At 56.0% G+C, this 13,220-nt stretch carries 10 protein-coding genes and 2 pseudogenes; 6 read left to right on the forward strand and 6 right to left on the reverse strand.

Features of this window, described 5'->3' with window-relative positions; all coding sequences use genetic code 11:
- Positions 1-408: 408 nt before the first annotated feature.
- From L8F97_RS21780 to L8F97_RS21795, 4 genes are all read left to right on the forward strand, one after another.
- Entirely contained in the window at positions 409-1,347 is a 939-nt protein-coding gene (locus tag L8F97_RS21780) for a hypothetical protein (protein ID WP_242154755.1), read from the forward strand.
- A complete protein-coding gene (locus L8F97_RS21785) occupies positions 1,344-2,141 on the forward strand; it encodes a metallophosphoesterase (protein ID WP_242154757.1) in 798 nt (265 codons plus the stop codon). The genes L8F97_RS21780 and L8F97_RS21785 overlap by 4 nt, the downstream gene beginning before the upstream one ends.
- 63 nt (positions 2,142-2,204) lie before the next feature.
- Entirely contained in the window at positions 2,205-2,990 is a 786-nt protein-coding gene (locus tag L8F97_RS21790; RefSeq protein ID WP_242154759.1) for a hypothetical protein, read from the forward strand.
- Positions 2,991-4,097: 1,107 nt separating this feature from the next.
- The gene (locus L8F97_RS21795; RefSeq protein ID WP_242154760.1) at positions 4,098-4,280 is read left to right on the forward strand and encodes a hypothetical protein; all 183 of its coding nucleotides are present in this window, start codon (positions 4,098-4,100) and stop codon (positions 4,278-4,280) included.
- A 1,829-nt stretch (positions 4,281-6,109) separates the two neighbouring features.
- Here the strand turns inward: L8F97_RS21795 and L8F97_RS21800 are convergent.
- The 3 genes from L8F97_RS21800 to L8F97_RS21810 form a co-directional block, all read right to left on the reverse strand.
- Entirely contained in the window at positions 6,110-6,589 is a 480-nt protein-coding gene (locus tag L8F97_RS21800; protein ID WP_242154762.1) for an RES family NAD+ phosphorylase, read from the reverse strand.
- Positions 6,586-7,020 (reverse strand): antitoxin Xre-like helix-turn-helix domain-containing protein, encoded by a 435-nt coding sequence (locus L8F97_RS21805; RefSeq protein WP_242154763.1) that lies wholly within the window; start codon positions 7,018-7,020, stop codon positions 6,586-6,588. The genes L8F97_RS21800 and L8F97_RS21805 overlap by 4 nt, the downstream gene beginning before the upstream one ends.
- A 204-nt stretch (positions 7,021-7,224) precedes the next feature.
- Positions 7,225-8,256, reverse strand: a complete 1,032-nt coding sequence (locus tag L8F97_RS21810) for a TonB-dependent receptor plug domain-containing protein (RefSeq protein WP_242154766.1) — start codon at positions 8,254-8,256, stop codon at positions 7,225-7,227.
- A 431-nt stretch (positions 8,257-8,687) separates the two neighbouring features.
- Here L8F97_RS21810 and L8F97_RS21815 point away from each other — a divergent pair.
- Positions 8,688-9,950: pseudogene (locus L8F97_RS21815) on the forward strand (esterase-like activity of phytase family protein); the annotation flags it as partial.
- A 99-nt stretch (positions 9,951-10,049) separates the two neighbouring features.
- Positions 10,050-10,163 (forward strand): annotated as a pseudogene (locus L8F97_RS23100) (PEPxxWA-CTERM sorting domain-containing protein); the annotation flags it as partial.
- Positions 10,164-10,598: 435 nt separating this feature from the next.
- Here the strand turns inward: L8F97_RS23100 and L8F97_RS21820 are convergent.
- The 3 genes from L8F97_RS21820 to L8F97_RS21830 all read right to left on the reverse strand — a co-directional run bounded on the left by L8F97_RS21820 (position 10,599) and on the right by L8F97_RS21830 (position 12,917).
- Positions 10,599-10,838 carry a hypothetical protein gene (locus tag L8F97_RS21820; protein WP_242154770.1) on the reverse strand — a complete coding sequence of 80 codons (240 nt, stop codon included), beginning with the start codon at positions 10,836-10,838 and terminating at the stop codon, positions 10,599-10,601.
- Positions 10,839-11,681: 843 nt separating this feature from the next.
- Positions 11,682-12,080: a VOC family protein gene (locus L8F97_RS21825; RefSeq protein WP_242154771.1), complete on the reverse strand. Its 399-nt coding sequence runs from the start codon at positions 12,078-12,080 to the stop codon at positions 11,682-11,684.
- Between the two features lie 489 nt (positions 12,081-12,569).
- Positions 12,570-12,917 carry a hypothetical protein gene (locus tag L8F97_RS21830; RefSeq protein ID WP_242154773.1) on the reverse strand — a complete coding sequence of 116 codons (348 nt, stop codon included), beginning with the start codon at positions 12,915-12,917 and terminating at the stop codon, positions 12,570-12,572.
- Between the last annotated feature and the right edge of the window lie 303 nt (positions 12,918-13,220).

A 13,220-nucleotide genomic window follows, 5' to 3' on the forward strand; every position in this document is an offset into this window, starting at 1 on the left:
CGAACTTCGACGTCGCCGTGGCAGGCGGCAGCCTTGATAAGGCTTGAATGTGTCGACGAGGCTGCGCTTACTAAATAGGCAGAATGCTACGCCGAGGAGTAGCGAGCCGAACATGAGCTTGACAGAGGTGCAGGGAAAGGTTGAGTATCTGACCAGTAGACGGTCTTATGAGCATGCTGCAGGAAAATGGCGGCACTTATAAGGCCAGAAGCGCCTTTTGCCGCTACTGCGATTGGTCGCGGCTAGACGCCGTCTTGCGGTGCATGTTCCTGCGAATTGGCAGAGGGTTCGCCAGGAGCTCGTTCTCCACGGACTTAAGCCATGGTTGAAGATCTCACTGGTTGGGCAGCGGGAACTTAGGACCGCTACCAACGCTTCTTCAACTCCCTCGCTTAGCAGGAATTTCGAATGAATAGGGTACTGCTATTGCTGTTCAGTATGACAGGCGGCGGGCTGGCGGCGACCCCGGCGGTCGCACAGCAGTCAGATAAAGCTGTCAGTGTAGCTTCTATTGGCGGCTATGATAATGACGGCCTGACCTCTCCCTCAAGTGCCACATCAAGTGTTTCACCAAGTAGCGTACCTCAAGCCGTAACCCGCCTCAATGGGGAGGAGAATACTGCAGAGTTATCGCTTGGAACAAGTTTCGCGGCAGGTGATTTTGGTTCTAAATCCGACACAACAATTTTAACCTCAGCGCTTGGGGCAAGACTAAGACTTGGCAACTGGGGCCTAACAGCATCTCTGCCGTGGATGCGCATTCAAAGCCGCTCGACTGTTTTTACTGGAATAGATGCAACACCAGTACTGGTAGCGCCAAATACGGCATCGAGGCGAAAGGTATATAGTGGTTTAGGCGACCTCACTCTTGGTGGATCCTTCACATTTATCCCGAAAGATTCAAATGTGGAGTTGCAGTTTTCAGGGCGCGCCAAGCTCAGCACGGCTAGCAAAATTAGCGGCTTATCCAGCGGAGAGAATGATTACTCCTTAGGTGCTGATATATCAGTGCCTGTAGGCAAAGTAACGCCGTTTGCATCCTTTAGTTACCGTTTTTTAGGGGACACAACAACATACGTGCTCCGGAATGGACCAGCAGCTTCGGCTGGAGCTTCCTATGCATTAAGCAATAAAAGTTTTCTACTCCTCTCTTATCATTACTCCTTGTCAGCCACTAGACTAGTAAGCAACTCCCATGAAGTGTTTGTTGGAGCCTCAACCAAGGTGCGTGGATCTCCGCTGCGACTGACGGGATACGCGACTGCCGGCCTGTCAAGCGGCGCTGCCGCGGCATCTGGAGGACTCGCCCTTTCAATCGACCTTCAAGACGGATTTGGTAAGCGATGACGTTGTTAAGCGTCGAAAGCAGGTTAGGGAAGCCGCACCATTACTCGTCCCTTAATCCTGCACAACGCGTCTTTGCAATTGGCGATGTTCATGGACGCTTTGATCTATTTCGACGTCTCATAAACATCGTTGCACGCGATAGTCAGGCCCGCCGAATTGTCAGCACACGAGTCGTTTTGCTCGGTAATATCATCGACTACGGTCCCGATGCCGCGCGAATGATACGCGGATGTATGCAGTTGACCACGTCTACCTCGGATTTTGTGGTGCTAAGGGGTAATCATGAGGACATGATGGCGGAAGCCTTAGGTGGGAACTTAACCGTATACGGCCATTGGCTTGATTTCTTCGGCGGCCGAGAAACTCTACTTAGTTGGGGTATAGAATCAAAAGTTGCGAACGGCCCTGCGACGATGGGAAACTTAGCTGCGGCTGCGAAGGCAGTTGGTGAGGACGTAATCGGCTGGCTAGCAAACTTGCCACTGTATTATCAGCACGAACGTTATCTTCTCGTGCACGCGGGGATCCGGCCTGGTATAGAGATCAACGATCAAGACCCAGACGATCTTATGTGGATTAAAAATGATTTCCTAAACTCATCCGTGCTTCATGAGCACATTGTTGTTCATGGGCATGCCGCCGTGGAAAACGGACCGGTATTCCGCTCTAACCGGATCGGGATCGATACTGCTGCCTACCGAACCGGCAGGCTAACGGCGTTGGGTATCGAGAATAAGGAAACATGGGTGTTGTGCACCGCTGAAGAAGATTTGCGGAGCAAGCCACCGCAATGATCAAGGTGCACTCGACCATTGTCGAGTCTGCCGCTGCCAGAAAGCTATCACTTGGAAAGACCAATGCTAAAACCTATCGCTTTTGGCGACGAACAGTTGGATGCAGATCTGCGGGAGATCCTCGGCCCTTGGAAACGCTACTCAATCCAAACTGCCAGTATTGGGACGCACATCAATCATGCGCTAGAAGATGCTTCGAACGGATCTATCAGCTTTTCTGAGGGCACCGTGGTCCTTGACGGTCGACCATTCAGGATCATCGGAGCAATCCCCATAATTGAGGTTCTTGCTGCATGCAAGAAAGCCTCACTGACAATCCCGGTCGCAGTAGTTGTGGCAATCCTCGGGCTAGGGCTGGGTAACGTCACAAAGCGCTCCTTAGAGGATAGTTCTCTCGAGCGAAGTAACGGCAATCTTATCGTTGAAAGTAGGCAGAGCATCCCAGCTAAAACGATTCGCAGCATCACGTTGGAGCCTCCTGTTTTCAGTTCGAAAGCCGCCCCTAATTGGCAAAATAGAGATCCGCAGGTCGGCTTGGCTAAACAACATCCTACTCAGAATCTGGTCAACAAACCCAAAACTGATTTCTTTAGCACCAAGGTGACTCGGGTGACTGTGCTGGCGCGCGCGCCGTTGAGGGAAGATATTGCAGATGATGTAAAAGATACTCCGCTTGTAAATACAACACGGGACCTAGAAACATCCAGCTCGCAATCTGCACAATTAGCAAACGATGGTTTAAAGAGTGCTCAAGCAGAGGGTTCATTAGATGCTACTGCAAGTAACATCGCTCGCGCTCGTAATCGCCGCGATAGCGTAGAGGCTCTTCGTTTTCTACGTAGGCAATAGCTGCGTGGCCTGTAGGCGGATGACTTTCGTATCGGGCTTATTTTTTGGCGCCACCACTACTTCGAGCCGCCTGCCTAGTGGCATTGTCATTGCCTTTGGATCGTCGGTTGGTGCCGTCAGCGCTAGGAAATCCGGCACAACAATGGCGCAGTAAATTTCTCCATAAACAATATCTATGCTGGTTCGTCGGGGGCGCTAAGCGCTTGCAGGCAGTGCTGGCCGCTTGAAAAGCGAATATTTAAGCTGACTGATTTCAACGCTAACCTGGTTTATGAAGTAATCCGGTTTTGTAAACTCGGTTTTTACAAGTTGCCGGTTAACCCCTTTTAAAGCCAGTGCGCTTCAATCTTCGGCAGGTCGCCACCTTGGTACTGCCAGATGCGACGATCGGACGGGTGTTACGTACCTTGCAATCGGATGATGTGCCGGCGGGGCAACGGAAGGTACCGGCGCGCACTTAGCTGGCGTCCGCTCGGCTTTGAGCAGCCGGCGATCGCGAGCGATCCCTGCCAGTAAGGTCCGACTGCATCCGGTGGCATCCATGATCTCCCGCCAGCTGCGGCCATTGCTCAGTAGGGACGAGATTGCGGCGTTGCAGGCCTTGTTCGCCGGCCAGTCTCTATCGCTTTGGCAGTGCCCTCGGCCTGCAGCCGGGGCACCTGATGCGATGCGTTGCCTTCACGACAACGATGTAGGGACGTTGTTGCGGGCCGCTGCCTGATAGCCTCACGGTCCTGAGGCCACTTTAGGGGCGCTGAGAGTCCGCTGGAGCGCGTCAGGCGTTCTCGATGCCCTCGCATCCCTTTGCTGTTTGTGGCGCCCCTTGGTCTCTCGGGCCTTCGTACCGGCTCTTGCTTGGCTACAGATTGACAGCGGAGGTCTACTCGCTCCACGCAGCTCTGAGAGTCCGGCCGGAAGTTAGAGAGTTAGATGCGGTTGTTCACACCATTGGCGCTCTTGAGTTGCCTTACAGGGTGTACGAGCCAGTACTATCCCGACATATGCGCAGCGGGTGGTCCTGAGACTTCTCACCTGACCCGCGAGGCCAAAGCGTGCGTGCAGAAGCAGGCAAGGGTCTCGGCAAGTTTACAGGACGAAGCACGGGACGTGGCTGACGTGGTTCTGGCCGAGTGCAGCGGCGTCCTTTTAAACGATCTCGCCGCAGCAAGCGATACCAAGGCTGCGACCACAGTAAGCGACGGCTCAAACACTCAGTGGGCAGAGGCGCGAGAATTAGCCTTGTTCCAAGTTGTTGAGGAACGCGCGGAACATTGCAGCCTGAAGAATTAGCTGCGAAGAAGCGAATTAACCGATCGCAACCTCATGCACGGATTGACTACTAAAGTGAGACAACATTGAACGCTCTTGCATAGTAGCGTAGCGAGCGGCCATATTGATGTGCCAAATCCTTATCGGGATACTAAAAGATGAAGCTGCTAATCAAAGCTTTTGCAGTGATCGCCTCGAATAAAAGCGCAAGTCTTCTCCATTTCCATTTAGTCTGTCCCCCTCAATAGCTTTGTCACGTATACCGTGCTCACTCTACATAACATCGGATGTAAGTCTTAATAAAGAGCTAAGCATTTTCCTAAGCTGAAGAGTCCCTGGCGCGTGAGGTCACACTGGCTGCGTAAGCTATCAGATCGCCACAAGGCGTAACGGTTGCTGTAGGGGCGCTAGGAGTTTGCTGGAGCGTGTCGAGCGCTCTGGCGCCCAGCTGGTGTCTGCGCCTCCTGTGGCTGCTCCAAAGCGGGTAGCGATCGTTTCGCTAATCGTTGCAGCCTTTCCAAAATCGTTTCAAATTGCGGGTTAGGACGGGATGACTAAGCGCCCAGGGAGGCGAGCCAAAGGGCCCAGCGATGATCTTGCGGCTGATCTTTCTCTTGTTCGCGCTGATCAGCCTCATGCCCGTTTCTGTGTCGTTGCAGGCTTTAGGTTATCCCAAAGGATCGCGGCGGTTTGCAGTGCGGGGACTAAATATACGTAACCGAAATGGTCTTTCGTATTACGCCCGCTGCAGTCTCTTCGGGTTAGGAATTTTCACATTCATGGCCCTTTCAACAGCGATGTTGGCTGTTGCCGTAACATGCGTATGCGCCATTACTGACCCCCTATGATGTGGATTACCAACAAGGCGGATAGCAAAAGACTAGACCGAGAAAGCGTGCCCGCCCAGCCTAGCCCGACCACCGCAAACGAGACCGCCTCGGATGGCTGCCCCCCCCAAAGAGATGCGGGCAGGGAGCTGGTAGCTGGAACTTGTTGCCGTCGAGTATCTGCGAGGCTCCGTAGAAGCCACAGGTGTCAAACGAGTCCGCGGCAGGCCGTAGCAGGGCCCGGTGTTAGCGAAGTCGTTGCCACCGCTCGGCGGCGCTGCCATAGCGTCGGATTGCCTCCTTTGCTTGGCCGTTTAGCTGAATTGCATAGTCAATCATCGTGGCGGCGACGTCTTCAGAGGACTCAACGGCGATATGTATACATTGACTTACTCCCTTTCAAAGTAAGTCGATGTTCTCTCTAGCAGCATCTTTGATCCGGCGCACCGCCGCATCATCGAGACCTTGCATCCACTCGTCATTTGCGGACGCATGCCTAATCGGGATCGCGTTCGACTTCTGCATATAGCCACCTCATCTGCGAGAGAAAGGCGCCCCCCGCAGTTAAAAAAGGTAAATATTAACGGATGGTAAGACGGGGCGGTGTACGAAGGCGGTAAACCGAGTCTTAAGATGCTACTCCTTGTTCCTAGAGTTCCTTTATTGTTCCACTCTGCTCCGCATCGACGCCTACAATCGCTTTCGGTCCCTCTTAGAATACGTACGCCACAGGCTCGCACCAATCTTGCTGATAGCAGTGGCGGCTTTGTGCTTTATCTGATAAAAGCCATGGTTAGCCTTGGATCATTGAAGCAGGCCTTCACATATCGCCCCCCCCTTTAGGTGAAGCCGCAGCAAGCCAAACGAACCGCTGAAGTTGGGCGGCGGGGAAGGCGCCGGGACGACTGTTTTTGGGTATTCGCCACGAGAGCAGCAAGGCCCCAACACCACTACGCCATAGACGGAAGATCTCGTCTTTGGCACACTCCGCAGCCGGTCCTTCGTACTCCGGTGCTAGCCGGTTTAGCCATACAGCCGTTCATCCCACCACACGGGCTCGGGCAGCTCATAGGTGATCTGCGCAGCGTCAGGGTGACGAGGATTGATCAGGACGTTCCGCTCGACCCTGGCAGGGATGGAAGGCACGAGGAGGATGGCGCTCCGCTGCTCCTCGTACCATTCCATTCCAAACACCTTGCAAAGGCTTTCGTTTTTTCCATCCCATCCAGGATGCGCTGCGGGCTGAAAAACCTCGTAGCTGGTTCCGTTTGGGATCGTGATGCGGATGTAATGCTGATTGGGCGGCAGCACGCTGTTAGCGTGTACTAGCTTCTCCAGCATGGCCGTCGAGTAATGCTCGGATGCGTAGATGATGGGGCTGGCCGATGTGTTCCAGCGGCCAGGGTAAAGCCTAGCACCCTCACTGTCATATATCGGGTGAACGCCATCTGGGTCTCCTATGCGGAATGCGGTAAAGACACGATCCGTCCGGTTCCCTATCACGCACCCCCACCATAGGCCGCCCGCCCGAGGAGATTGATAACCACGTCGGCACCTGGACCCGTGGCGAGCGCCACGTCCAGCGGCGGCTTGCCGTCGAGCATGGCATGCGGGCGATTGAGGAACTCGCGTGCTTTCTCGGGTGTCTGGTAGATCTCAAGCGCGAAGCTGAACACCTTTGCGAGCCGAGCCAACCGATCCCCTTCCTCGCTGGTCAACCGCTGTGCAGGTGTCTTCCGGCGCCGTTCCAACGTTGCCTTTGGGATCAAACGAAATTTGAACCTGGCATCGTCAGGTGCCACGGTGTCGGCTAGGCGGTCTAGCGCTGCTACCGGCAAGCCACTTTCGATTGAATTAGATAAGGCGAGGCGTGAAAATTGCCGCCCAGCATTCACGCCAAGGAGCGCCTCAATCGATGCAGGCTGTGATGCCATGATAACTCCACTTCTTTTGATACCAATGTAAGCCTCATATGAGGCTATGGCAAGGCTGTAGCGGCTATGCCGCTGAAGCGATCATCCGCTGAATAGAATTCCGCTTGCCCCCCGAAGCAGGCTGTTTGTCGAACTGCGCGGATCAGTCGGACGCCTCAAAAGCCAAGATGAATGAATGGAGTGGATGGCCCCCGCTCACGGCATCTAGCCGCCCTGCACATAGCCGGTGATGCCGCCGCCGAAATTGTGATCGAACCGCCCGAAGAACTGCATTGTACGCAGCGACGGCAGCAGGTTGGACGGTCGGCGATACGTACCGTCACCGCCGACCGATATGCCGGAACTTTGCGTGACGGCGCCCTTGTTGAACGGCGCGAGCGTGCCATCGCCGACGAACTGCTGCCCCGCGAACGGCCCGTTGGTGACAAAGCCGCCGAACGCGGAGCTGTTGAGCCGCGTGTCGGCAAGCTGCGCGAGCGGGCTGGCCTGAGTGCCGCTGCCGACGATCAACACCGCCGAGTTTCCATAGGCGCGCGGCGTGGCGATGATGGGGTCGCGCCGGTAATATTCCGCGCTCCATTCGAAATGCGAGCGTTCGCCGATGTCGAACCCGTTGGCGAAGCCGAGCCGCACCGACCCACCATCGCCATAGGTCGATACGCCGCCCTGCGCGACCGCCTTCACGCCGACGAACCTGTGATCGAGGATGACGTTGGCGACGCCCGCCACCGCGTCCGATCCATAGACCGCCGATGCGCCGCCGGTGACGACCTCGACACGGCGCACCAGCAATTGCGGCAGCGTGTTGATGTCCACCGTGCCGTCATAATAGGTCGGGCCGCCGCGGTGCCCGTTGAGCAGCACCAGCGTGCGAATCGGGCCGAGACCCCATAGGTCGAGATAGTTGCCGGTCGGCTGATAGCCGCCATCCGACGCGCTGCCGCTGCTCTTGACCGGCTGGAAGATCGGCAGCTTGGCGAGGCCAGCGGGGACGCTCTGCGGGCTCAGGGTGGTCAGTTGGCTGTTGCTGATGGATGTTACCGGGTTCGGCCCCATGGCTCCGCGAATGCGCGAGCTGGTGACAACGATTTCGGTCTCCGGGGCCGCATCGCCACCGGAGGGTGGCAGCGAGGCCGCCGCAGGCAAAAACGCGTCCTTGACCGTTTCGGCCACCTGCGCATGCGCGACAGCCGCAGTAAGCGGTGTCAGAGCTAATGCCACCAACGAGGTCGACACGGCTAGGACACGCCTGCTCGGCTCTGCTCGTGTCCTGTCTTTTTGCTCAAGCAGCCGTGCGCCACAGCCTCTCATCGTCATCCGCATTAACCCACTTTGATGCCAGCGGTTTTTGCCTATTGGTTCAGTACTTCAATGTGCCTCTGCCTTCTACCCGGTGAAGCTCAACTTCGTCCGAAACATCGTTATCAATCTAGAGATCAGCACCCCGATGCTGTCGCTCACGCGAGGTGAACGAACGGCCGAAGTTGGGGATAAAAGAGGTGGTGGCGAATGACCACAAGTGGGTCTCACCTGCAATGCGATACAGCTAATCGTACTAAGGCCTCTCACGTGCGAGCAGGATACCGTGTGGTGGCGCACGTCATGTATTCACGGCTTTGTCATAGAAGGCGGTTAACGAGATTTAACTTTTTACCGGAGGAATAGACATGAAGAAGCAAACGGCTTCAGCGGCAGCCTTCGCGCTCGCCCTCTTTGCCTCTACTGCGGCCAACGCTTCGTTCGTCTACCTCGCCAACGGAACTCTGAACGGTAGTTCGGCAGGCGCTGGCATTGATTTGTCTGGCCTTACCGATCCGCTTGAAAATGGGCAGCCTGGCAACATACTTGGCGGCCTTGGTTCCGGTCTCGCATGGGCAGGCGGAAACACATTCATCGCTGTTCCAGATCGTGGTCCGAACGCAGTTTCCTATGCGTCCTCGATCGATGATACGACATCATTCATTTCGCGCTTTCAAACCGTCACGATGAACTTGACCCCTAGCAGCAACGGCGCACTGCCCCTCTCGTTGACTCCGCAACTCACCGCAACGACGCTGCTCTACAGCCCCAACGCACTTACCTACGGAACCGGCGCAGGCCTGACTACAAATAGCGGTGCTACGCTCGGATCCGGCACGCCTTCAATCAACACTGCTTCTACAAATTACTTCACTGGCCGCTCGGACGGCTTCGCTCCTGGGGCATCGGGCGGTCAGGCGAATGCTCGCTTTGATCCTGAATCGGTCCGTGTCTCCAATGATGGGCGAAGTGTCTTCATATCCGACGAGTACGGGCCGTACATTCGCCAGTTTGATCGATCGACGGGTGGGCTCGTCAAGACATTCAATTTACCAGCCAATCTCGCCGTAAGCTTTCAGTCGCCGCACGGCGATGACGAGATCAACATCAAGAATAACCCTACTGGTCGTATCGCTAACAAAGGCATGGAAGGCCTTGCGATCACGCCTGACGGCAAGACGCTGGTTGGGATCATGCAGGCAAATCTTGAGCAAGATCCAACCGGCCTACTGCGCATTGTGACCGTTGATATCGCGAGCGGCAAGACGCAGGAGTTTGGTTACAAGCTCACAGCTGGCTCGGGCGTCAGCGACATCGTGGCGATCAACGATCACCAGTTCCTGGTCGACGAACGCGACGGCAAGGGTCTCGGCGACGGATCAAAAGCCTCAGTGAAACAGCTGTTTGTAATCGATACCAACGGCGCTGCGGATATTACGAGCCTATCGGGGACCAACGCTGCAGCTGCGACCGGCGTCACAAAATCATCGAAACCGTTCTTTGATCTGGTCAGCGCGCTAACAGCAGCGGGTCTTTCGAAAAGCGAGATTCCTGCGAAGATCGAAGGCATCTCCTTTGGACAGGATGTAACGTTGAACAGTGATACTTATCACACGCTTTTCATCGGAAACGACAATGATTTCGTGCCCGGTATCGCTGGCCCAAACCAATTTTACGTTTTCGGTTTCAAGGACTCTGACCTGCCTGGCCTTGTCGCTCAGCAATTTACATCAGCGGTTCCTGAGCCCGCCACTTGGGCTATGTTGATCCTCGGTATGGGCTTCATTGGCAGCGTGATGCGCCGACGCGCCAGACAGCCAAGTTCACTTTTGACTTCGGTTTAGTTGTAGGCTCTGTTGCCGTTCAGAGGGCGCTGACTACCATCGCCAGCTTGGAGAGTACTCGAACGACAGTCCAAGGCGATGGAGGTCAGTGTGACAGCTATTTGCCTGTTTGATGAGCGGCGGCTCGACGTGATGCTAGCCGGCGTGAAGCGCTGGAATGCACAGCCTCCAACAGGTGCATCCACCTTTGTATCGCCTTCGCAGCAGGCGCGGTTCGACGCCTGTCGAGCAAATTTACTCCATGCGGGTGAGCCTCAGGTCTGAGGTCGGCTACCGGTTTTTATCGAGCTAAAGATCGGGCCAAAACTCGACTGGATCATTGCTACGCCAAGCGAAGCGGCACGTGTGGCTGGCTGGTGGGTCGCGAGGATCGTCGTGTCAGCCAAACCAAGCGTAGAACCAATCGGCTTTGCGACAGCATTTCTCATATCGCCGTCAATTCTGCTTACCAACTGGCACGTGTTTCTGGATCTTGCTCCGGCGCGGGGTGCTGGCGCAAATTTCCTTCATGAGGAAGGGGACCGAGGTCTTGCGAGAGGAGTTACCTTCGAGCTCGACCCGGAAGCTTTGTTCTATTCCGATGAAGCGCTCGATATAGCGGTATTTGCTGTGAAGCCGACGGCGATTAGCGGCGAACTCCTCTCGTCCTTGAGCTTCTGGCGGTGAACGGATCACCTGCGAAGATCCTGCCAGGCATGCCGATCAAGATCATCGAATATCCTGACGGCGAGGCTAAGCGCTATGCCACCACGAATTGTCGAATGCTTGAGCTGCGGGACGATGGTTTCCGCCGCTATGAAACCGCCGGGTCGGGAAAATCCATAATGACCCAGGCACCTCGAGTGCGTCTTTGTGATCGGGACCCGAACCAGGCGAATAGCATTACGGCCAGTGGCGCTATGTGCCGCACCAACAGGTCGGACACATGGCCGCGCCAACCAGCGACGCAAAGCGCATGTTCGATCTTGTCAACGGAGGGCTGTCACACATGGGTACATTGCGCCGAGGGGCAGGGAAGGGCAGCTATCCCGCGGTCGCCGACCAATACCGGACCTTCTGCGGTCGGCCACTTGCCGCAGAAGGGCATCGGGTGCGATGATCCCAAAAATGCGACGATCGTTCACAATGATTGCAGGGGTGGCGGCGTTAGCGGGTGCAGGCGGTTGCCATCGCAACGAAGCGGCCGTTTGCAGGACATCGCCACCGGAGCGCTCGGAAGACTATCAGCGCTGGGCTGATGCCGTCTCCGCTGCGCGATGCAAATTTATGCGTCTTGGCCCACTCCCGGCAGAGCGCCAAGGACCGCTTCGGACGTCAGCTAATCGCCACGCCGGCTGAGTAGCCACTGTCCAGCTCCCAGCATTTTAAGCCGTTCCGCAATCGCTTTCAAGCGCCTTATACGGGACGTTCAAGCGACATGAACAGGCGACTAGAGTTGGAAAGCCGAAAACACGTCGCGAACGGCCGGGACTGGGTCAGCCTGCCAGCAGCCTCATAGCAGGCCGACCCGTGGCTTGGTCATGCAGGAAAGTGAATGCCGCAGAGCTTATTGCCATCCGGGTCACGAACATAAGCGAGCTCGATGGTACCCATGGAGGCTGTATGGCGGGGGCCGGGGGGCGCCTCGATTGACGTACCGCCAGCCGCGACCGCCACATCATGGAACTGCTTTACCTGCTCTGGCGAGTTGCACTGGAATGCAACCGTGCTGCCGTTGGAGACGGTTGCTGGTTCATCATTGATAGGCTGACTGACGATGAAAGCGGTTCCATCCTCACCTCGGTAGATCAAGCGGGTATGGCCACTATCAGCTACGTTTAGCGACGCTTCCCCAACGCCGAGAGCACCCAAGACGGTATCGTAAAAGCGCTTGGATCGGTCGATGTCGTTCGAACCAACCATCGTGTGAAACAGCATAAATCTTTTCCTAATGAGGGTGTTTAGCGACTGAGCTTGCTTGCTGCGATACCGAAAGGCAGCGGCGAGTGGCATCTCAGTTACGCTCCTTTTCTTTGCAATTGTCGCTATCGTGATTGCCTAGCTATCCTGAAGGGCAGTCAGACCTATAGCGGTGCCGACTAGGGCAAGCCTTCAGCCGTTACCGTTGGAATACCACACAAAGCGCCATTTTCCGTTGCCCTGCGGCGAGGCGCTGCTCCGCCGCAGGACATCCTTCGCGTTTTAAAATAATGGCTTTACGAGCGCTCGCGCTCCGCAGTGTCAGGAGCTGCAATCGCCTTACCTCAGTGGTAGGGCTCTATCGCAATCCCAGCATCCCGCACCCGCATCATCTTCGGGTAAAGGCGTAGCGGAGCATTCGTCCGCTGGATCCGAGGGCTTCGCCTTGGCACGGCACGAACAGCTTACAGTGCGGTACGCCAAAGCAGACGCAAACCGTGCTAGTACTCAGTGTTCCGCTGCCAGCGCCGCCCGGGCTGCGCGATCCTGTGCATTAGCTGCAGCTTCCTCTTCACGGTTTTTCGTCTCTTGAGCATGAAGCGCCGCGACCTTAGCCTTGTCATGCGATGCAAAGGCGATGCGACGCGCATCCCGGTCTTGCGCCGCAACCTCTTGATTGTGCGCTCTCATGGCAGCTTCCTTGGCGTGCAGATCGTCCCATGCTCTGAGGCGCTTCTCACGCGCCGGGTTTCCAACACCATGATTAGCCGTGGGTGTGCTCAGCGCCGGAACGGATAACATCGTCAAACCAGCAAACATAGCGGCGACAATCAGCGAACTATGACTCAATTTCATGCGGAGCTTCCCTTGCTTGATGAATGTTTCCCGGAAGTCCGATTTATGTGTGCCTTGCTGTCGGCATTATGAACAAACGCGGCAAAGCAATCCTCCGTCGCGCGAGGCTAGTAAAACCTGAACCGCTCGACTTTGTCGGAGGCTCCAACTCCTGAGAAGCGGAGCCGGTATGGGCAAGACGACGAACAAGTTTGCGCCGGAGTCCGCAAGCGGGCGGTACGGATGGCGCTGGATCACGAGTGCGATCACCCGTCGCTATGAGCGGCGGTGTTTCCACTGCGAAGAAGATTGGCTGTGTGCCAC

Source organism: Sphingomonas sp. BAUL-RG-20F-R05-02 (assembly GCF_022662305.1).
Taxonomy (GTDB): domain Bacteria; phylum Pseudomonadota; class Alphaproteobacteria; order Sphingomonadales; family Sphingomonadaceae; genus Sphingomonas.

Bases quoted from the DNA above. Each gene is read 5' to 3' on its own strand.
- L8F97_RS21780 (WP_242154755.1), top strand. From the start codon at position 409: ATGAATAGGGTACTGCTATTGCTGTTCAGTATGACAGGCGGCGGGCTG.
- L8F97_RS21785 (WP_242154757.1), top strand. From the start codon at position 1,344: ATGACGTTGTTAAGCGTCGAAAGCAGGTTAGGGAAGCCGCACCATTAC.
- L8F97_RS21790 (WP_242154759.1), top strand. From the start codon at position 2,205: ATGCTAAAACCTATCGCTTTTGGCGACGAACAGTTGGATGCAGATCTG.
- L8F97_RS21805 (WP_242154763.1), bottom strand. From the start codon at position 7,020: ATGGCATCACAGCCTGCATCGATTGAGGCGCTCCTTGGCGTGAATGCT.
- L8F97_RS21825 (WP_242154771.1), bottom strand. From the start codon at position 12,080: ATGCTGTTTCACACGATGGTTGGTTCGAACGACATCGACCGATCCAAG.
- L8F97_RS21830 (WP_242154773.1), bottom strand. From the start codon at position 12,917: ATGAAATTGAGTCATAGTTCGCTGATTGTCGCCGCTATGTTTGCTGGT.